The organism is Streptomyces sp. NBC_00344, assembly GCF_036088315.1.
Classification (GTDB): domain Bacteria; phylum Actinomycetota; class Actinomycetes; order Streptomycetales; family Streptomycetaceae; genus Streptomyces.
The window spans coordinates 6,233,859-6,253,987 of record NZ_CP107996.1; the positions used below are offsets into that span (position 1 = coordinate 6,233,859).

The 20,129-nt window shown below is 71.1% G+C and carries 18 protein-coding genes; 7 read left to right on the plus strand and 11 right to left on the minus strand.

Features of this window, described 5'->3' with window-relative positions:
- Nucleotides 1-12: 12 nt before the first annotated feature.
- Nucleotides 13-819, minus strand: coding sequence for a YqjF family protein (locus OHS16_RS28270; RefSeq protein ID WP_328540067.1), 807 nt, complete (start codon nt 817-819; stop codon nt 13-15).
- 82 nt (nt 820-901) lie between these two features.
- On the opposite strand from OHS16_RS28270, the gene OHS16_RS28275 reads away from it, so the two are divergent.
- Nucleotides 902-1,894, plus strand: coding sequence for an aldo/keto reductase (locus tag OHS16_RS28275; RefSeq protein ID WP_328540068.1), 993 nt, complete (start codon nt 902-904; stop codon nt 1,892-1,894).
- A 189-nt stretch (nt 1,895-2,083) separates the two neighbouring features.
- Here OHS16_RS28275 and OHS16_RS28280 read toward each other — a convergent pair whose 3' ends face one another.
- The 4 genes from OHS16_RS28280 to OHS16_RS28295 all read right to left on the minus strand — a co-directional run bounded on the left by OHS16_RS28280 (nt 2,084) and on the right by OHS16_RS28295 (nt 8,366).
- Nucleotides 2,084-4,903: an NHLP bacteriocin export ABC transporter permease/ATPase subunit gene (locus tag OHS16_RS28280; protein WP_328541019.1), complete on the minus strand. Its 2,820-nt coding sequence runs from the start codon at nt 4,901-4,903 to the stop codon at nt 2,084-2,086.
- 73 nt (nt 4,904-4,976) lie between these two features.
- Nucleotides 4,977-7,259, minus strand: a complete 2,283-nt coding sequence (locus OHS16_RS28285; RefSeq protein WP_328540069.1) for an NHLP family bacteriocin export ABC transporter peptidase/permease/ATPase subunit — start codon at nt 7,257-7,259, stop codon at nt 4,977-4,979.
- Nucleotides 7,256-8,062, minus strand: coding sequence for an HlyD family efflux transporter periplasmic adaptor subunit (locus OHS16_RS28290; protein WP_328540070.1), 807 nt, complete (start codon nt 8,060-8,062; stop codon nt 7,256-7,258). Before OHS16_RS28290 ends, OHS16_RS28285 begins: the two co-directional genes overlap by 4 nt.
- Before the next feature lie 76 nt (nt 8,063-8,138).
- A complete protein-coding gene (locus OHS16_RS28295; RefSeq protein WP_328540071.1) occupies nt 8,139-8,366 on the minus strand; it encodes a type A2 lantipeptide in 228 nt (75 codons plus the stop codon).
- 495 nt (nt 8,367-8,861) lie between these two features.
- Between OHS16_RS28295 and OHS16_RS28300 the strand changes: the two genes are divergently transcribed.
- On the plus strand, nt 8,862-9,905 hold the full coding sequence (locus OHS16_RS28300; RefSeq protein ID WP_328540072.1) for a lactonase family protein: 1,044 nt from the start codon (nt 8,862-8,864) through the stop codon (nt 9,903-9,905).
- A gap of 62 nt (nt 9,906-9,967) precedes the next feature.
- Here the strand turns inward: OHS16_RS28300 and OHS16_RS28305 are convergent, their stop codons facing one another.
- The 4 genes from OHS16_RS28305 to OHS16_RS28320 form a co-directional block, all read right to left on the minus strand.
- Nucleotides 9,968-10,894, minus strand: coding sequence for a sirohydrochlorin chelatase (locus OHS16_RS28305; RefSeq protein ID WP_328540073.1), 927 nt, complete (start codon nt 10,892-10,894; stop codon nt 9,968-9,970).
- 95 nt (nt 10,895-10,989) lie between these two features.
- Nucleotides 10,990-11,967, minus strand: coding sequence for an N-acetylglucosamine kinase (locus tag OHS16_RS28310; protein WP_328540074.1), 978 nt, complete (start codon nt 11,965-11,967; stop codon nt 10,990-10,992).
- On the minus strand, nt 11,964-12,641 hold the full coding sequence (locus tag OHS16_RS28315; RefSeq protein ID WP_328540075.1) for a uracil-DNA glycosylase: 678 nt from the start codon (nt 12,639-12,641) through the stop codon (nt 11,964-11,966). The genes OHS16_RS28310 and OHS16_RS28315 overlap by 4 nt, the downstream gene beginning before the upstream one ends.
- Nucleotides 12,642-12,689: 48 nt before the next feature.
- Nucleotides 12,690-13,775: a WD40/YVTN/BNR-like repeat-containing protein gene (locus OHS16_RS28320; RefSeq protein WP_328541020.1), complete on the minus strand. Its 1,086-nt coding sequence runs from the start codon at nt 13,773-13,775 to the stop codon at nt 12,690-12,692.
- Nucleotides 13,776-13,943: 168 nt separating this feature from the next.
- Here OHS16_RS28320 and OHS16_RS28325 point away from each other — a divergent pair, with 168 nt between their 5' ends.
- Nucleotides 13,944-14,993, plus strand: a complete 1,050-nt coding sequence (locus tag OHS16_RS28325; RefSeq protein ID WP_328540076.1) for an NAD-dependent epimerase/dehydratase family protein — start codon at nt 13,944-13,946, stop codon at nt 14,991-14,993.
- On the opposite strand, the gene OHS16_RS28330 is transcribed toward OHS16_RS28325, so the two are convergent.
- Nucleotides 14,968-16,080, minus strand: a complete 1,113-nt coding sequence (locus OHS16_RS28330; RefSeq protein ID WP_328540077.1) for a sensor histidine kinase — start codon at nt 16,078-16,080, stop codon at nt 14,968-14,970. The two genes, OHS16_RS28325 and OHS16_RS28330, sit on opposite strands and share 26 nt — an antisense overlap.
- Nucleotides 16,077-16,826: a response regulator transcription factor gene (locus OHS16_RS28335; protein ID WP_328540078.1), complete on the minus strand. Its 750-nt coding sequence runs from the start codon at nt 16,824-16,826 to the stop codon at nt 16,077-16,079. The genes OHS16_RS28330 and OHS16_RS28335 overlap by 4 nt, the downstream gene beginning before the upstream one ends.
- 123 nt (nt 16,827-16,949) lie before the next feature.
- On the opposite strand from OHS16_RS28335, the gene OHS16_RS28340 reads away from it, so the two are divergent.
- From OHS16_RS28340 to OHS16_RS28355, 4 genes are all read left to right on the plus strand, one after another.
- Nucleotides 16,950-17,630, plus strand: coding sequence for a glycosyltransferase family 2 protein (locus OHS16_RS28340; RefSeq protein WP_443042707.1), 681 nt, complete (start codon nt 16,950-16,952; stop codon nt 17,628-17,630).
- Entirely contained in the window at nt 17,627-18,256 is a 630-nt protein-coding gene (locus OHS16_RS28345) for a TIGR04282 family arsenosugar biosynthesis glycosyltransferase (RefSeq protein ID WP_328540080.1), read from the plus strand. The genes OHS16_RS28340 and OHS16_RS28345 overlap by 4 nt, the downstream gene beginning before the upstream one ends.
- A complete protein-coding gene (locus tag OHS16_RS28350) occupies nt 18,253-18,978 on the plus strand; it encodes a class I SAM-dependent methyltransferase (protein WP_328540081.1) in 726 nt (241 codons plus the stop codon). Before OHS16_RS28345 ends, OHS16_RS28350 begins: the two co-directional genes overlap by 4 nt.
- Nucleotides 18,979-19,128: 150 nt before the next feature.
- Nucleotides 19,129-20,106, plus strand: coding sequence for an acetylxylan esterase (locus OHS16_RS28355; protein ID WP_328540082.1), 978 nt, complete (start codon nt 19,129-19,131; stop codon nt 20,104-20,106).
- The last annotated feature ends 23 nt before the right edge of the window (nt 20,107-20,129 follow it).

Sequence of the window (20,129 nt, forward strand, 5' to 3'; positions counted from 1 at the left end):
TCCCGTAGGGCTTCATTGGGGACTTCCATCATTGCCCAGACCCGTCCGGTGCGCCTCAGCAGGCGTTCCGGGGGAAACCAGGGACGGAAGCCCGAAGCGCACCGGCACGCCGGGGGAGAACAACACGCTGACGGGCTCGCCCGACGGCTCGGGAAGCCCCGCCGCGACCACCAGGGATTCGTCGCACTCCTGCAGACCGGCCCGGTACAGCGGCCAGCGCGGATGGCTGTTGGGCAGGTACAGCGTCCGGCCGGCGACCGCGTTGTGCAGGCCCCACCGGGCGGTCAGGAAATGTTCGAGAGCGCTCGGCTCCGCGATCCGCTCACCGACTCTGATGACGAGGCGGCTGTGTGCGCCTCGCGGACCCGGCCGGCGCCGGGAGCTGCTGTAGGTGACGGTGTTCCCGCTGCGCCTGACACTCATACGTGACCACATGTACGGCAGCCGGAACGCCGCTCGTGCGACCGCCACGGGGATCAGCCGGGAAGCGTCGAGCGAGCGGAAGACCACCGCCCGCCGCCCGTCCGCGTCCACCGAGTACAGCCGGACGTTGGTCTCGGGAAAACTGCCCAGATACGGGATACCGGGCAGGTGGAGCCAGCCGATGCGATGCATGCGGAAGGCGATGAGGCCGACATGGGTGACCCCGTCGAACGTGTCGGGGACGGTCCCGGCCGGCAGCAGCGGCGCCACGGCTTCGGGCGCCACGGCCCAGTGGACAAAGGCCAGGTCGAGCCAGGACTGGGTGAGCAGCGGACGCCCGATGCGGCGGACGGCGTCCGCTGTGACCGGTTCCGGGACGCGCGGGGTGATCGGCACCCGGCCAGCATCGCACTCCCTGCGTCACGGCGGGGAGCGTTCCGCAGGGCGGCGCGGCGCAGGGGGCCGGCGCCGACGTAGCATGATCTCCATGGAGCAGCGCGTACTGGACAGGACCGGCCGCAGGCTATCGGTCGTCGGGCAGGGTACCTGGCAACTCGGCGGCGACTGGGGCGAAGTCCGGGAGGCGGACGCCTTCGGGGTGCTGGACGCGGCGGTCGATTCGGGTGTCACCTTCTTCGACACCGCCGATGTGTACGGCGACGGACGCAGTGAGCAGCTGATCGGCCGCTACCTGAAGGACCGCCCCGACGCCGGAGTGCTCGTCGCGACCAAAATGGGACGCCGGGCAGAACAGCTGCCCGAGAACTACGTGCTCGACAATTTCCGTACCTGGAACGACCGTTCGCGGATGAACCTCGGAGTCGACACTCTCGACCTCGTGCAGCTGCACTGCCCGCCCACCGCCGTCTACTCGTCTGACGCGGTCTACGACGCCCTGGACACCCTCGTCGACGAACAGCGGATCGCCGCCTATGCGGTGAGCGTCGAGACGTGTGCCGAAGCCCTCACCGCCATCGCGCGGCCGGGTGTGGCCTCCGTGCAGATCATTCTCAACCCGTTCCGTCTCAAGCCGCTGGACGAAGTCCTCCCGGCCGCCCGCGCGGCGGGCGTCGGTGTCATCGCACGTGTTCCGCTCGCCTCGGGGCTGCTCTCGGGCAGGTACACGGCGGACACCGTCTTCGCCGCCGGGGACCACCGCACGTACAACAGGCATGGCGAGGCGTTCGACCAAGGCGAGACGTTCTCCGGGATCGACTACGGAACCGGGGTGTCCGCCGCGGCCGAGTTCGCCTCGCTCGCCCCGAGCGGGGCCACACCGGCGCAGACCGCGCTGCGCTGGATCATCCAGCAGCCCGGGGTCACCAGCGTGATCCCCGGCGCCCGTTCCGTCGCGCAGGCCCGAGCCAACGCGGCCGCCGCCTCTCTGGCGCCGCTTGGGCAGAGCACCCTCGACGCGGTCCAGGACCTCTACGACCGGCGGATCCGAGCGGCGGTCCACCACCGCTGGTGAACCGGCGGGGCGGTGACCGGGCGGACGGCCGCCACCGGGTGCCGACATGGCCCGTATGGTCCGGGATGCGAGGCCTTCGGAGCACACGGACGGACGTCGGTTTGAGTTAATGCCCTGATTGGTGTTTTCTTCGGTATATCGATGGCGCTGCGGACCGACCCGCGGCGCCTTCGTCATACCCGGCGCGGTTCACTGCATCTGCCGGCGCACCAGCTCATGGAGCCGTCCGCCGGTGTCGGCGAGCAGCTCGGCGGGCGGTCCCTGCTGGACGACGCGGCCCTCCGACATCACGATCACCCGGTCGGCGTCCAGCACGGTGGAGAGCCGGTGGGCGATCACGACGCGGGTGGCGTTCAGGGCGCGGGTGCTCTCGATCACGGTGCGCTGGGTCTCGTTGTCGAGAGCACTGGTGGCCTCGTCGAAGAAGAGGATCCGGGGGCGCCGGACGAGCGCCTGGGCGATCATCAGACGCTGACGCTGGCCCCCGGAGATCGCGCCACCACCGGAGATCATGGTGTGCAGTCCCATCGGCATGCGTTTGATGTCCTCGGCCAGGCCGGCCATCGCGGCGGCCTCCCACGCCTCCTCCTGGCTGAAGACCTCGGCGCCGCAGATGCAGTCCAGGATCGACCCGGTGAACGGCTGGGCGTTCTGCAGCACCACTCCGCACTGGCGGCGCACGGCCGCCTGGTCGAGGGCCGAGAGGTCCTGGCTGTCGTAGAGCACACTCCCCGACACCGGTTTGTCGAAGCCGATGAGCAGCCGCAGCAGGGTCGACTTCCCGCAGCCGCTGGGGCCCACTACGGCCACGAACTCGCCGGCCCGCACCCGCAGGGACACACCGTCGAGGACCAGAGGGCCCTCGTCGGTGTACCGGAAGGAGAGGTCCCTGGCCTCGATCTCACCGGAGAGCTCGCCGGGCTGGGTGCTTCCGGAGCGCACCTCCGGGGCCTCGTCCAGCACCGGCTTGATCTGCTCGAACATCGGCAGCGCGGCGGCGGCCGAGACGAACGCCCCGGTGAGCTGGGTGACCGCGGTGAGCAGCATGGTCACCGACGTGTTGAAGGTCAGGAAGGCGCTGGCCGACAGACTTCCGCGGGCCGGTCCTGCGAGCAGCACGAACATGACCAGTGAACAGAGCGGCAGGTAGACCGCGTTGAGGACCGTCGTCAGATTCTTGATCCGGCCGGCCCGCTGCTGCAGCTCACGGCTGCGGGCGAACTCGCCGGCCCAGGCCGCGTACGCGAAGTTCTCCGCCGCGGCCACCCTGAGCTTCGGCAGCCCGCGCAGCGTCTGGAAGGCCTGGTTGTTGAGCTTGTTGCTGAGTTTGATCAGACGGCGCTGCCAGCGCAGCTCCCACAGCCCCATGGTGAGGAATACCGCGGCGATCACGACCAGCATGCCGACCGCCGTCAGGGCCAACGGGGCACTGAAGCAGAACAGCAGCACCAGGTTCATCGCGCCGACCGTGCCTGCCTGCACGGCGACCGGTCCGATACCGGACAGCACCCGGCGGATGGCGCTGATGCCCATGGCGGCGCTGGCCAGTTCACCGGTGGACCGCTCGGTGAAGAACGTGGTCGGCAGCCTCAGCAGCCGGTCCCACAGCGCCGGCTGGAGCGTGCTCTCGATGCGTCCCTCCATCCGGAGGATCGTCAGATTCTGCAGCAGCATGAAAGCTGCCGAGACGATGCCGGTGACGATGATGGCCAACGAGACCTGCACGATCAGGCTGTTCTCGGCGTTGGGCACATAGACGCCGAGCACCTGCCCGGTGGCCAGCGGCACCAGCGCGCCCAGCCCGACCGTCACCAGTCCGGCGAGTACGAGATTCCGCAGATCGGCCCGGGTGCCACGCAGGCTGAAACGAGCCAGATGCCACTTGCTCATCGGCCGGTCCGGCAGTGGACGGTAGAACATCACCCCGCGCGGCTCGAACTCCTCCGCGTTGGACCGGCCGATCCGGGTGCGCCGGCCCGTTGACGGGTTCACCGCCTCGTACCCGCGGCGGCGCCACAGCAACGCCACCGGCGTCCCGCCGACGGCCCGGTGGCCCACCAGCGGCCCCGCGTTCTCCTGCCACCAGCGCCCGTCGAGCCGGATCGGGCGGGTGCGTATGCGGGACGCGACCGCGACACGCTCGACCGGGTCGATCCGCTCGCTCACCGCGCCGCCCACCGAGGGGTCCGACAGGGTGATCCCGGCCGCGGCCGCCACGGTGCGGCAGACCGCGTACGTCGCGTCGTCGCCGGCCCCGGCCGCGCGGGCGGCGGGCTTCCCCGAACGGCCGATGGACGCCAGCAGTGCCTGGTCCGCCTGTTCACGGACTGTCCTGCCCGCCTTGATCCCGGCGACCGTGCGGTCCTCGTGGGCACGCTCCATCCGCTCGATCCAGCGGTCGAGCGCGGAGAGCAGCCGGTACTGCTGGTTGACCATGCTCTGCCACATTGCAGCGTCGACCAGCAGATCGCCTGCCGCCTCCGTGCTGAACGCGGCACCGTACTGAACACTGCCAGGCGACACCGGGAGCCACAGGATGTCGTCGTCCGCCACCACCTCGTCCACGGTGGTCCTGCCGTCCAGGGGTGCTTCGAACAGCACGTGCTGGCTGCGTCCGACCCCGAGGGCGAAGGCATGTTCCAGCAGGCTCAGAGCCGCGTCGCCCGTGTCGTACTGGCTGCGGTACTGACCTTCGTACGAGGTGGCCGGGTACTCCGGCCGGTACAGCTCCCGCAGGGGTATGCGGCGCAGGACGGCTCCCTGCAGGGGGCGGCCGACCAGAGTGTGCTGAGGCCCCTCGACCGGGCCGAGCAGCAGTGTGCCCGGTTCGAGGCGGCCCAGGAAGTGCCAGTGGCCCTGTGCCGCCGCGTCGACCGCGAAGAGATCGAGGGCGCCTTCCGCGACCAGCCACAGGACCTGTGGCCCCTCCAGGGACAGACTGCGCAGACCTGCGCAGTCGACGGGCTCGCCGAGCCGGCCCAGTTCGGCGAGCACCGGGTCGTGCGGCATCGCGCTGCGCTCCGGATGCGCGACCGGATCAGGGCCGGTACCCGGGCCCGGGGAATGGTGAACGTATGCCACCTCAGTGCTCCTTGACCAGCTCGGCATACGGACCGCCGGCGGCGACCAGCTCCTCGTGTCGGCCGCGTTCCACGACGGAGCCGTGGTCGAGGACCACGATCTCGTCGCTGTCGCGGACCGTGCTCAGCCGGTGTGCGATCACCACGCACGCGCAGCCGCGGCGCCGCAGGTTGTCGATGATCAGCTGCTCCGTCTCCGCGTCCAGGGCGCTGGTCACCTCGTCCAGCACCAGAATGCTCGGCCGGCGCACCAGCGCCCTGGCGATCTCAAGACGCTGCCGCTGGCCGCCGGAGAAGTTCCGGCCGTCCTGCTCCACCCGGCCGTGAATACCGCCGGGGCGCCGCGCGATGACGTCGTGGAGTGCCGCGTCCTGGAGCGCGGCGACGACGGCGTCGTCCGGGATCGAGGGATCCCACAGAGCCACGTTGTCCCGCACGGTGCCCTCGAACAGGAAGATGTCCTGGTCGACGAAGGAGACCGAGGCGGCAAGCGCACTGCGTGAAATGTCCTCGAGACGCTGCCCGTCGATACGGATGATGCCCTCCCAGGGGCTGTAGAGCCCCGAGATCAGGCGGGAGACCGTCGACTTGCCGCTACCGGAACCGCCGACGAGGGCCACTTGCTGTCCCGGCCCCACGGCCAGCGAGAATCCGGTGAGCAGCGGCTTGTCGAGCGGGCTGTAGCCGAAGGTGATCTCCTCCAGCGTCACATGCCCCTTGAGCCTGCGAGCGCTAGCCGCGGGTTCGCGCCGCGAGTACAGCGCGTCCACCGGGAAGTTCTCGACATCCTTGAGCCGGGCCACGTCCGCCGCGAAGTCCTGGATCCGGCCGGCCACCCCGTTGAGCCGGGTGACCGGCGCCGTGAAGCGGACCACCAGTGCCTGGAAGGCGACGAGCAGACCGATCGAGATGTGTCCCTCGACCGCCCGCAGACCGCCGATCCACAGGATCAGCGCGCTGTTGAGCGTCGCTAGCGCGGGAGCGACGACACCCAGCCACGCGCTCGGTACGCCGAGACGCTGCTGCTCCTCGAGCGTGCTGGCGTGCTGCCCCGCCCAGCGGCGGAAGTACCCGTTCTCGCCGCCGGTTGCCTTCATGGTCTCGATGAGCTGCAGGCCGGTGTACGAGGTGTTGGTGAGCCGGGCGCTGTCGGCGCGCAGCTTCTGCGTGCCGGTGGCGCGCAGCCGCACCACGATGCGCATGGCGACGACATTGAGCAGCGCGAGCCCGACTCCGATGAGCGTGAGCTGCGGGTCGTACGTCCACAGCAGTACCGCGTAGAGCAGCACCACGACCCCGTCCACCCCGGCGGCGGTGAGATCTCGGGCCAGTGTCTCGGCGACCGCGTCGTTCGACTGCAGCCGCTGTACCAGGTCCGCGGGGCCGCGCTGGGCGTAGAAGGTCACCGGCAGCCTCAGCAGATGCCGCAGGAAGCGGGCGCTGCTGAGGGTGGACGAGATGATGCGCCCGCGCAGCAGATTCGCCTGTTGCAGGCCTGTCAGAACCGCGGTGAGCGCGACCATGGTGCCCATGGCGGCGAACAGCACACCCAGCAGTGACGTCTGGTCACCGATCAGGAACAGGTCGATGTAGGTACGGCTCAGCGCGGGCAGCGCCGCGCCGACGGCGACCAGCAGCAGGCTGGCCAGCATCGCGGCCAGCATGGTGCCCGTGGTGCCGCGCAACCGGGCCGGCAGGGCACGCATGATCCCCGGCCGGCGGCCGCCGCGGGTGAAGCTGTCGCCGGGTTCGAAGACCAGGACGACCCCGGTGAAGCTCGTGTCGAAGTCCTCGGCGGCCACGAACCTGCGGCCCTTGTCGGGGTCGTTGATGTGCACACCGCGCTTGCCGAAACGGCGTCCCATGCCGTCGTAGACGACGTAGTGGTTGAACTCCCAGAACAGGATGGCGGGTGCCTGCACCTCCGCGAGGGCAGTGGGCTCCATCTGCATGCCCTTGGCCTGCAGCCCGTAACTGCGGGCGGCCTTCAGAAGATTGCTGGCGCGGGAGCCGTCACGCGATACGCCGCAGGCGATCCGCAGTTCCTCCAGCGGCACATGCCGTCCGTAGTGGCCGAGCACCATGGCCAGCGAAGCGGCGCCGCACTCGAGGGCTTCCATCTGGAGGACCGTGGGAGTGTGGACCGCCTTGACCTTCTTCCCGGCCCTTGGCTCCGGCCCCTGCCGGGGACGGCGCCTGTTCTGCGCCGCGTTGTCAGGCCGGTGCCTGCCGCGCGTGGGGGGAGGCAACTGCTGGGCCGCTGGGGAGGGGTGGGGCGCGGTCACGGGAGCAGCCAATCGATCGGGTGCTGGTCGGCCAGGTGGATGGAGCCGGTGGCCAGCGTCATGGAGTCGATCGCATACGGCGGGCCCTCGGCCGACGACCACCGGTATCCGGACTTGGTGGCGGACGAGCGGTCCAGGCGTACCAGCACGGCGAGGGGTCTGCCGTGCTTCGAGAACTGCTCGCCCAACTGGCTGTCGCCGAGGAATGCGCTGATCTGTTGCCGGGTCTGGGGCGCGCGGCCGACCACGGCCACCCGGCCGCGCAGCACTCCGTACTGCTGGGCGGGCACGGACCGTACGGTGAGATCCACCCGGGCGCCCGCCGGAACGGCCGAACCGCTGTCGCCCGATACGAACAGCAACACCGTCAGCGGATTGTTCGCGGCGCCGACACGCTCCACGCTCGCCACATCGGCGCCGGTCGTGACCACGGCGCCGATGGCGGCCGTCAGCGTGGTCACCCGGCCCGCGGCGATGGTGCGGACGATGCGGTTGCCGTGTTCCGTACGGACCTGCAGCAGTGGTGCGTTCGCGGCCAGGGTCTGCCCCTGCTTGGCGAGAACGCCGGTGACCTGGCCCGCCACTGGGCTCTGCAGCACGTAACTGCCCTGGGTGTGCGTGAGGATGCCGGGTGCGCTCAGGGTGGAGGAGACGGAGCCGGTCATGGCCCAGAAGCAGGCTGCGGCCATGACGATCACGGTGACACCCAGCACGAGCCAGCCCTGCGGCCTGGCGAAGCGCACCGGCAGGTCGAGTTCCTCCGGCGACTGCAGCTTGGAAAGGGCCTGCTGACGGAACTGCACGGAGCTCTTTTCCTACCTGTCAACTATCCGCAATGAGCCCCGGAACCAGGGGTTCCGGGGCTCACGCGAGGCTGTCTCAGAGACCGGAGACGAGACCGGTGGCGATGCCGGTGGCGGCACCGGTGTTCACGCCCGTGGTGGACGAGACGAGACCCGTGACCGAACCCACGAGGCCGGAGACCGGGGCGATGGAGTCAGCGGTGCCGGTGACGTTGCCGACGACGTTGCCGAGCAGACCACCGGACACGTTGTCCAGGTCGTTGTCGGAAATCTCGAGGGTCTCGACCTGAGGGGTGGAGTTCATGATGAACGCCCTTCCTGTGGATATGTAATAACCGCGAACGCCTTGGTGTGGCTCCCGCATTGCGCTGGATCAAAGCACGCCGAAGCAGCGCGCAGCCAATCAAACAGTCGCTGATCAGGGGCTCATGGCCTTAAGGGATAAGCCTGCGTGCAGGTGTGTCCATTGCTTGGGGGCATCTCCTTCACAAGATCCGTGATCTCTGTTCCCGTGCATGGAATGGGCAGTTGCCTGAATTGGGGCACTCCCGCAGCAAAGACCCCCGTCCTGGTCCGTACTATTACGGTCGAACGTTCGTGGGTGACCTGGTTGCGTTTTCCATGTGCAGGTTTGCTGAAGGTGGGCGCGAGACGGCCCAGGGAGCCCGGTGGGCGCCCGGGAACGGAGGCAGCGAGCGGCTTCGCGGCCCCGCCGGGACCGGGGCCGGCCCCTGCTACGGTCGCCCCGAAGACCGGCCGGGCACTCGCCGGCCGGGCACCAGGGGAGAGGGGCGGCGCGGTGGCGGATACAGGGACCGGGCGGGCATTCGTCGGATCGTTCACGTCGGACGGTGGGCGGGGTGTGACCGCCGCCGCGGTGGACACGGCTACCGGGGCGCTGACGGTGCAGGGGGCTGCGAGTTCCGTGCCGAACCCCTCGTTCCTCGCCCCGGCCGGGGGCGGCCTGCTGTACGCGGTCTCCGAGACGCAGGACGGAGCGGCGGCCGCATTCGACATCACCGGCGCCGTGCCCCGCCTCATCGGCCCGGCGGTGCGGGTCGGTGGCGACGCCCCCACTCATCTCGCTCTGGTGGGCGGTCATGTGATCACGGCCAACTACGGCTCGGGCAGCGTCTCGGTGCTGCCCGTCCGGGCGTCGGACGGTGGGCTCGGCGCGGCGGCGGAGGTGCTCGAGCACCGTGGCAGTGGCCCCAGCCGCGACCGGCAGGAGGGCCCGCATGCCCACCAGGTGAAGCAGGACCCCACCGGACAGTGGGTGCTGAGTGTCGACCTCGGTACCGACTCCGTACGGATCTGCGCCCTCGCCCCGGACACCGGCACGCTGCGGGTGCACGGCGAGACGGTACTGCCGCCGGGCCGCGGGCCCCGGCATCTCGCGTTCCACCCGGCAGGAACGCATGCCTATGTACTGAACGAACTGGAGCCGACCCTGACGGTCTGCCGCTGGGACGGGGAGACCGGCACGCTCGAAGCGGTCGGTGAGAGCGCCCTGCTGCCCCAGGACGAACGGGCGCAGTCGTACGGCTCCGGGCTGGTCCTGGCCCACGACGGCCGGTTCATCTGGGCGGCGAACCGGGGGCACGACAGCATCTCGGTCATCGCGCTTGACGGGAGCCCGGAGAAGCCCGAGCTGGTCACCACGGTGGGCTGCGGCGGCCGGTGGCCGCGGGACATCGCGCTGGACCCCGGGGGGCGGCGGCTGTACGTGGCCAACGAGCGCTCGGGTGACGTGACCTGGTTCGACATCGACTCCGGAACGGGTGTCCCGCGCCGTGCGGGCTCCATCGAGGCGCCGGCTGCCTCATGTGTGGTGTTCGCCTGAGACAGCTGTGGGGGGCCGCACCGTGCCGGTGCGGCCCCCCACATGCGCATCACTGCCCGAGGTCAGCCGACCGGCGCCCCCTGGGACGGCTGCTGCGGGGCGATGCCCAGCGCGCTCGTGTACTGCGAGAGGACCAGTTTGCCGACTGCCGGATATGCGCCGAGCGCCTCGGCCGAGGCACAGCCGGCCTCCTTGGCCGCGGTGTCCAGCAGCCCCTCGGTGACCTCCGGGCCGATCAGATATGGAGCCAGGGCCAGCTGCGCGGAGCCCGAACCGCGCAGCTGCTCGGCGATGGCGGTGACCGCCCCTTCCACGTCGAGCGCGGCGGCCATCACCGGCACGGCGAGGCGCGCGGCCAGCAGCATTCCGGTGATACCGGCTGCCTGGACCGCCTCTTCACCGCCGACGGTCACCAGGATGATGCCGTCGGCCGCTGTGGCCACGGTGAACAGCCGGGCACGGTCGGCGCGGGACAGACCTGCCTCCGACAGACGTACGTGCAGCCCCTCCGCGAGCAGCGGGTGCGGGCCGAGCACCTCGGTCAGTTCGGCGGCCGTACCGCTGTCCCTGACCGCCTGCTGTATCCGCCGCTCGGTGCCGGCTTCGGGGCCTGCCAGCAGCGGTACCACGACCGCTGTGGGGCCCGAGGGCTCGGCCACGTCACGTCCGGCGGCCCTCGCCTGCTGGTAGCGCGCGACACGCTCGGCCGCCGTGTTCGAGAGAACGGTCTCCAGCGTGGGGAATTCTTCCCCGGTGCCGTCGAGGTAGCCGATGCGGGCGTCCAGGCCGGGAAGCTCTGAACGGGCGATGAAGATGACTTCTTCCGCCAGGCTGCGCACAGCGGCTGAAGGAGCGCCGGGAACGGCGAGAACCAGCGCGGGCGCGCCCTCAGGGGCCACCGCGGGTTCCGGGCGGCGGTGCCGTCCGGTCTGGCGAGGTCGCGGCATTCGTACGGGCAGGCCGGATGCGGGCCCATTGGGGGAGCTCATGGCGCCGCATGCTACTGGCTTCGGATGCCCGACTGCTCGGGGAGGGTGCTTTCACGCGACATATGTCCCTGTTTATCCGGTGCGTGTTGTCCGGATCACGTACCCTGCCCCACTGTCAGCCGCAAGAGCTGCGGATGGTGCGGCAGCCGCAGTGTCCCGCCGGCGAGCTCGGCGGCGATCAGTACCGCCCCCACCAGCGGGTCGCCGGCCGCGGGTATCGCCCGCACATGCGGCAGCCGCCGGGCGAACTCCTGCCGGGCGGGGACCAGCAGCGGATCCCCCATCCTGAACAGGCCGCCGGTGAGCGCCACCTGGCACGGCCCTTCCTCGGCGGGCGGGCATACCGCGGCCGCGGTGTCGACGATCTGCCGGGCCGCCTCCCGCAGAATCGCGGAGGCGACCGGGTCGGTCCCCGCGCAACGGGCCACCTCCGGAGCGAACGAAGCGAGGACCGCCGGCCGGTCGGTGCGCGGATAGAGCTGCCCGGGCAGACCGGCGGCGGGCCCGAACACCGCCTCCAGCCGGTGCAGCAACGCGGCGGAACCGCCGCTCCGGCCGTCATGGGCGCGCATCGCCGCCTCCAGACCGGCCCGGCCGATCCAGGCCCCACCGCCGCAGTCGCCGAGCAGATGGCCCCATCCGTCGGCCCTCGCCCACCGGGTCAGATCCGTGCCGAGTGCGATCATGCCGGTGCCCGCGGCGACCACGGCCCCCGGCCGCTGTCCCAGCGCTCCCGCGTACGCCGTCACCGCGTCGGCGGCAAGCGCCAGCCGGGGCGCACCGAGCGAGCTCTCCAGCGCGGCGGGAAGCACGGCCCGCAGATCATCACCGAGAGTGGCCATGCCCGCGGCGCCGATCGCCACCGCGGAGACCTGGACGTCACCTGCCCTGCCGAGCAGTTCACCCGCCATGGGCAGCAACTGCTCCAGCAGATGGGCCGCTTCGATACCGGAAGGCCCGGTCCTCACCGGCTCCCGGGAGCTGACGGACTCGGTGCGCGCGGGATCCGTCGCGTCGGCGAGCGCGACGCGCAGCCCCGAACCTCCCGAGTCCACCCCGATGACCCAGGTCACGGCAGCCGCCAGTCCACCGGCTGCGCACCCTGGCGGACCAGCAGCTCATTGGTCCGGCTGAAGGGACGGGAGCCGAAGAAGCCACGGTCGGCCGACATCGGGGAGGGATGTGCGGACTCGACCGCGGGCAGGTCGCCCAGCAGTGGCCGCAGATTCCGGGCGTCGCGCCCCCACAGCACCGAGACCAGCGGCGTGCCGCGCGCCGCCAGTGCCCGGATGGCCTGCTCGGTCACTTCCTCCCAGCCCTTGCCGCGATGCGCCGCGGGCTTGCGCGGCGCGGTGGTGAGCGCCCTGTTGAGCAGCAGCACCCCCTGTCCGGCCCACGGCGTCAGGTCGCCGCTGGAGGGACGCGGCAGGCCGAGGTCGCTGTGCATCTCGCGGAAGATGTTCTCCAGGCTGCCGGGCACCGGACGCACGTCCGGCGCCACCGAGAAACTAAGGCCTACGGCGTGCCCCGGCGTGGGATAGGGATCCTGGCCGACGATCAGTACGCGCACCGCGTCGAACGGCTGCTGGAACGCGCGCAGTACGTTCGCTCCGGCCGGCAGATACGTGCGTCCCGCCGCGATCTCGGCCCGCAGGAACTCGCCCATAGCGGTGATCCGTCCGGCGGCTGGTGCGAGCGCCCGCGCCCACCCCGCCTCGACAATCTCATTCAACGGTCGTGCTGCCACGGGGCGTCACTCTACTGGTGCGGGACCGCGCCGCACCGACGGGTACGGTCAACTGATCACCGCGGCCCGTACACAGAGCACATCCGGGAGGTGCGAGGCGAGCTGCTGCCAGCTGTCCCCGTCGTCGTCGCTCGTGAACACCTCGCCGTTGCGGTTGCCGAAGTACACCCCGGCCGGGTCGGCGTCGTCCGTGCGGAGCGCGTCGCGCAGCACCGTGCCGTAGTGCTCGCCGTCCGGCAGACCGGCCGACAGCGGTTCCCAGCTCTCGCCCGCGTCGCTCGTACGGTAGACGCGGCACCTGCGCCCGGCGGGAACCCGGTCCGAGTCGGCGGTGATGGGGAAGACGTAGGCCGTGCCCGCACGGTGCGGATGGGCGGCGACGGCGAAGCCGAAGGTGGACGGCAGGCCCGCGCCGATGTCCTTCCAGGTGGCCCCCGCGTCGTCACTCCGGTAGACGCCCCAGTGGTTCTGCAGATACAGCCGGTCCGCGTCCCCGGCGTCCTGGGCGATCTTGTGTACGCACTGGCCGAACTCCGGATCGGGGTCGGGCAGGAAGACCGCCGACACCCCCTTGTTGGAAGGCTCCCACGCCGCCCCGCCGTCCCGGGAACGGAACACCCCTGCCGTGGACACCGCCACGGTCACCGCGTCGGCGCTCCGGCGGTCGGTGATCACGGTGTGCACCGCTTCACCGCCGCCGCCCGGAACCCACTTGGACCGGGTCGGGTGCTCCCAGAGAGGCCGCACCAGTTCGAAGGTCTCGCCCCGGTCCTCGGACCTGAAGAGCGCCGCCGGCTCGGTGCCCGCGTAGACCACATCCGGCGCGGCAGGGCCCGCCGGATGCAACTGCCACACCCGCTCCAGGGAGGCGCCGGTGTCCTTGGGGAACCTCACCGCCGGCTTCTTCGGCTCGGTCCAGCTCTTCCCAAGGTCGTCCGAATGGAACACCGAGGGGCCCCAGTGCGCGCTGTCCCCGCCGACGAGGACTCTCGGTGTGGACGTGCGGGTGTCGATGCCGACGGAGTACACGGCCTGTGCGTTGAAGTGCGGCCCCTGGAATTCCCAGTCCCTGCCGCGCCTGCGGCCGATGAAGAGCCCTTTGCGCGTGCCTACGGTCAGCAGTACCTCGGTCATGTGCAACACCTCCAGGACGTCGTTGTCGCGGATAGGGGCCAGTCTGCCCCTCGCCACTGACAACGGCCTCCGTGACGGACCTTTGCGCAGGTCACACACTTCTTACGGATCAATGACACGAGCGCCCGGAGAAGGGCCGCGCAGGCCCGGGCACCGTACGGTCCTGATATGCGTGTACTTGTCACCGGAGGCGCGGGCTTCATCGGCTCGCACATCACCCGGGCCCTCACCGACCGTGGACACCGTCCCGTCGTCTTCGACGCCCTGTTGCCGTCCGCCCACCCCCAGCCGCCGCCGCTGCCCGATGCCGAATGGATCCACGCGGACGTCCGCGACACCGGCGCGGTGGCCCGCGCCCTGCGCGGCGTGGACGCGGTGTGCCACCAGGCGGCGATGGTCGGTCTCGGCAAGGACTTCAGCGACGCAGCCGACTACGTCGGCTGCAACGACCTCGGGACCGCGGTGCTGCTGGCCGCCATGACGGAAGCGGGCGTCCGCGGTCTGGTGCTCGCCGGATCCATGGTCGTCTACGGCGAGGGCCGCTACGACTGTCCGGCCCACGGCCCGGTGCGTCCCGGGCCGCGTACACCGGCCGACCTGGACGCCGGCCGGTTCGAGCCACTCTGTCCGCGCTGCGGCGCCGAACTGCGCCCCGGCCTGGTCGCCGAGGACGCTCCGCCCGACCCGCGCAACGTCTACGCGACGACCAAACTCACCCAGGAACACCTGGCCGCATCCTGGGCCCGTTCCTGCTGCGGCCGGGCGGTCTCGCTGCGCTATCACAACGTGTACGGTCCCGGAATGCCCAGGAACACCCCCTACGCGGGTGTGGCCTCCTTCTTCCGCTCGGCGCTCGCCCGCGGTGAGGCCCCCCGGGTCTTCGAGGACGGCCGCCAGCGCCGGGACTTCGTCCATGTCAGGGACGTGGCAGCCGCCGACGTCCTCGCCCTGGAGACCCTGGCGGACCGCGAACCGGGTGCGCTCACCGCCTACAACACCGGTAGCAACACCCCCCGCACGGTCGGCGAGATGGCCGAGGAACTGGCTCGCGCGTACGGCGGTCCCGCGCCGGTCGTCACCGGCGAGTACCGGCTCGGGGACGTACGGCACATCACCGCCGACTCGCAGCGGCTCATGAACGAGCTCGGCTGGAAGCCGGAGACAAGCTTCGCCGAGGGGGTCGCCGAATTCGCTAGCAGCGGGCTGCGGGGAGAGTGACCTCGAAACGGCAGCCGCCCGTCACGTTGCTCACTGCGGCCCTGCCCGCGTGCGCCTCCACGATGCCCCGGACGATGGCCAGCCCGAGCCCCGCACCCCCGGGCGGCGTACGGGCCGGGCTGCCTCGCCAGCCGGTGTCGAAGACCCGGTGCAGATCGTCCTCCGGGATGCCGCCGCAGCCGTCGGTCACCGAGAGCACCACCGAGCCGGCGCGCTGTTCGGCCGCGACGGCCACCGTGCCGTCTGCCGGTGTCCGGTGAATGGCGTTCACCAGGAGATTGGCGAGAACCCGTGTCATCTCCTTGCCGTCCACCTCGACCGGCAGGGGGTCCACGCTGCCGCCCACCAGCCGCACGCCGTGTTCACGGGCCAGCGGGTCGGCGCCGGCCAGTGCGTCCCCCACCAGGTCGTAGACGGACATCCGGGTCGGTGTGAGGGTGAGTGCCCCCGCATGGATGCGCGACAGCTCGAAGAGGTCACCGACCATCGTGTTCATCCGGTCCACCTCCGCCCGGATCTGGCGGAAGTAACGCTCAGGATCGTCGGCCACGCCGTCCTCGAGAGCCTCGGACATGGCCCGCAGCCCGGCAAGCGGGGTACGCAGATCGTGCGAGATCCAGGCGACCAGTTCACGCCGGGAGGTCTCCAGCGCCTGCTCCCTCCGGCGTGAAGCGGCCAGCTTCTCGCTCGTCGCGGCCAACTCCCTGCCCAGGTCAGCCAGTTCCGCGGTGGGTGCCCGGCCGGGCGCGGCGAAGTCGCCGCCGTCACCGAACGAGCGCGTGGCGAGGGTCAGCGCCCTGCTGCCCGCGACCACCCACCGGCCGAGCAGCAGCGCGGTTCCCAGTGACACCGCGGCGGCCATCGCGTCCACCAGCGTCACCACCTTGAGGTCGTGCGGCGACAGGAACATCGCCCAGGCCACGGCGAGTGTCCCGGCCAGCATCGCGGTCACCGCGACAGCGGAGATCACGGTGAGGGACACGGCGACGGACCGGCGGCGCAGCAGACGCAGGGCCAGCCCCCCGAGCAGCCCGGCCGCCGCGGCGCCGAGGAAGGCGTACAGGGCGATCCACAGCAGATCGTTCATCGGGCGTCCACCCCCTCCACCCCGTCCGCCGCGGCCGCGGAAGCCGCATCGAAGCGGTAGCCGACCCCCCACACCGTCTGGATCAGCGCGGGCGCGGCTGGATCGTCCTCGATCTTGCCGCGCAGCCGCCGCACATGGACCGTGACGGTCGACAGGTCGCCGAATTCCCAGCCCCAGACCTCATGCATCAGCCGCTCTCTGGTGCAGGCCTGCCCCGAATGTTTCACCAGGTAGGACAGAAGATCGAACTCCCGCAGTGTCAGGGCGAGTTCGCGGCCGTCCTTGGTGGCCCGCCGGGCCGCTGGTTCCACGGTGATGCCCGCTGCCTCCAGCAGCGGCCCCGGCCGGTCACCGGCGCCGGTGCTCCGGCGCAGTACCGATTCGACCCGCAGCACCAGTTCCCGCGGGCTGAAGGGTTTGGTCACGTAGTCGTCGGCGCCTATCTCAAGACCGAGGATCCGGTCGTCCTCGTCCCCGCGAGCGGTCAGCATGATCACCGGCACCGGTCCGCGGGCCCGCAGCGCCCGGCACACCTCGAGGCCGTCCATGCCGGGCAGCATCAGATCGAGCACCACCAGGTCCGGGCGGTGGCGGGTGGCGCATTCCAGAGCCGCCGGGCCGTCGGCGGCGCGGTCCACGGTGTATCCGGCCCGGTCGAGGTAGCCGGTGACCACTTCGGAGACGGTCGGGTCGTCATCGACGACCAGAACACGGAGCGGGCGGTGTGCGGGGTGCGGGTTCTGCATGGCCCCAGCCTGTCACCGAGCAGCCGCAAACGGCTTAACGCGTCGGTGCATGCGTGCGGATGTCCGCGTTTCGTAAGGTCCGGAATCGCCCCTCGTCCCTTTCCGGTTCGTACGGTGAGGGACGTGACCGACCTGATCCCGACGACCGTGGACGTCGTCCTCCCCTGCCTAGACGAGGCCGCCGCACTGCCCTGGGTGCTGGAACGCATCCCCGCCGGATGGCGTGCCGTCGTGGTGGACAACGGCTCATCGGACGGCTCGTCCCGCATCGCCGGATCCCTCGGCGCCACCGTGGTCCACGAGCCGCGGCGCGGCTTCGGGGCGGCCTGCCACGCGGGCCTGCTCGCCGCGACGGCGGAACTCGTCTGCTTCTGCGACTGCGACGCCTCACTGGATCCGGGTCTGCTGCCCGCTCTCGTGCGCCGGGTCGCGGACGGCGAGGCGGATCTGGTGCTGGGACGCAGACGACCGTCGGAACACGGCGCTTGGCCCCTGCACGCGCGTGCGGGCAACCTCGCGCTCTCCAGGATGCTGCACGCCCGTACCGGGGTGAGGCTGCGGGACCTGGGGCCGATGCGCGCGGCCCGCCGCGAGGCCCTGCTGGGCCTCGGGCTGACCGACCGGCGCAGCGGCTACCCGCTGCAGATGGTCGTACGGGCCGCGGACGCGGGCTGGCGGATCGCCGAACAGGATGTGCCGTATCTGCCGCGGACCGGGAAATCGAAGGTCACCGGCACCTGGCGGGGCACCTGGCAGGCCGTTGGCGACATGCGCGCCGTGCTCGCCGAAGGCGCCACGCGATGACGACCCTGATCGTGATCGCCAAGGAACCGCGGCCCGGCCGTGTGAAGACCCGGCTCACCCCGCCCTGCACACCCGACCAGGCGGCCCGGCTCGCGGCGGCGGCGCTCGCCGACACCCTGGAGACCATCGCGGCCTGTCCCGCGCGGCGCCGGCTTCTGGTGCTCGACGGGGCGCCGGGTGCGTGGCTGCCGCCCGGGTTCGAGGTGGTGCCGCAGTGTGCGGGAGGTCTCGACGAACGGCTGGCCGCCGCCTTCGCGCTGTGCAGTGGGCCGGTCCTGCTCGTCGGCATGGACACTCCGCAGATCACCCCCGAGCTGCTTGCTCCCGTGCTCGGACCCGGCGCCTGGGCCGGTTGCGGGGCGTGGTTCGGGCCGGCCGAGGACGGCGGTTTCTGGGCCCTCGGCCTCAAGGAGCCCGCCCCCGAGCTGCTCCGCGGTGTCCCCATGTCGACACCGACGACCGGCGCCGTACAGCGCGCACGGCTGACCGGCGCCGGGCTCACCGTGCGCGATCTGCCGGTACTGCGCGATGTCGACACCGCCGAGGACGTGCGGGCCGTGGCCGCCCTGATCCCCGGCAGCAGGTTCGCCGAAGCCGCCGCAGCGCACCTCGGAGTCCGTGGATGACCGCGCCGGTGAGGTCCCGCAGCTGGCAGGCCGATCCGTACACCGACGCACTGCGCACCGGCCGGGGCCCGCTCTTCTTGCGCAGGGACGACGGCTGGCTGCTTCCGCTGGACGTGGAACGCTGGTGCGCGAGCGCCGGTGGTGCGGACCTGTCGGTGCTCCGCAGGTGCGAGGGCGCCGTCCTCGACATCGGCTGCGGGCCGGGGAGGATGGTCGCCGCACTGGCCGCGCTGGGCCACCGGGCGCTCGGCGTCGACGTCAGTCCGGCCGCCGTCGCCCGCACCGCCCGCGCGGGCGGTCCCGCGCTGTGCCGCTCGGTCTTCGAGCAACTGCCGGGGGAGGGGCGCTGGGACACGGCCCTCCTCATCGACGGGAATATCGGCATCGGCGGCGACCCGCAGGCGCTGCTGGCCCGCACCGCGCAACTCGTCGGCCCCACCGGTCTTCTGATCGCCGAGGCTGCCCCGGTGGACGTCGACGAATGCGTACGGGTGCGGGTCGACGACGGCCGGGGCAGCGCCGGAACAGGTTTTCCCTGGGCCAGGGTGGGGGTGAGCGCGCTCCTCCGCCGTGCCGATGCGGCCGGATGGACGGTGGACGGGCAGTGGCAGGAGGAGGGGCGGCCCTTTGTCCTGCTGAGGCGGGGCGGCCGGGCCCGCGCCAACGCCGCGGCGCCCGGCAGCCGTACGCTCTCCTTGAAGGCCCTGCCCGCGCAGGAATAGCCGGAACGGAGCGTGGCCCACCCGCACGTCGGCATCGGCGCCCGCGGCCGGACACCCGATCACGGGCTCCATGTCCGTACCCCCGTGCGAGGCCTTACGGTGGCCGTCCCGGATCACTTCGCCGACTGCTACTGCTGAGGAGCGCATCGGATGGCCCTGTTCGATCTCCCGCTGGACGAACTCCACCGTTATCGCTCACAGTCCGGTGAACCGGAGGATTTCGACCAGTTCTGGGCGAAGACACTGGCCGAAGCCAGGTCGCATGACCTGGATGCCCGGTTCGAACCCGTCACCGACACGGGACTGAGCACGGTGGACGTCTTCGACGTCACGTTCGCCGGATACGGCGGCCACCCGGTGAAAGGCTGGTTCATCCTCCCCGCCGGCACGGTCGAACCGCTCCCCGTGGTGGTGCAGTTCATCGGTTACGGCGGCGGCCGCGGACTTCCGCACACTCATCTGCTCTGGCCCGCTGCCGGGTTCGCGCACTTCGTGATGGACACCCGTGGGCAAGGCAGCGGATGGGGCGGCGGAGACACCCCCGACCCCGTCGGCAGCGGACCCGCCTATCCCGGCTTCATGACCCGTGGCATCGATGACCCCGCCTCCTATTACTACCGACGGGTCTTCACCGACGCGGTACGCGCCGTGGAGGCGGCCAGGTCGCACGAGTCGGTCGACGCCACCCGCACCGCGGTGGTCGGCTCCAGCCAGGGGGGTGGCATCGCCATCGCGGTCGGCGGACTGGTCCCCGGCCTGGCCGCTGTGGCCCCCGATGTGCCGTTCCTGTGCGACTTCCCCAGGGCGACCACCATCACCGACCGTGATCCGTACCGTGAGATCGGCGGCTATCTCCGGACCCACCGGGGCAGGGACGCCGCGGTGTACCGCACGCTGGCGTACTTCGACGGGGTCCACTTCGCGTCCAGGATCCGCTCTCCCGCGCTGTTCTCCGCCGCGCTGGAGGACGAGACCTGTCCGCCGTCGACGGTCTTCGCCGCGTACAACGCCTGCCCCGCCGATGACAAGCAGATCGAGGTCTACACCTTCAACGACCACGAGGGCGGCGGGCCCTTCCAGGACGCGGTGAAACTGCGCTGGCTTCCGCAACGGCTGGCGGCGGGCTGAACCGGCAGGCGGTGTCACCGCGT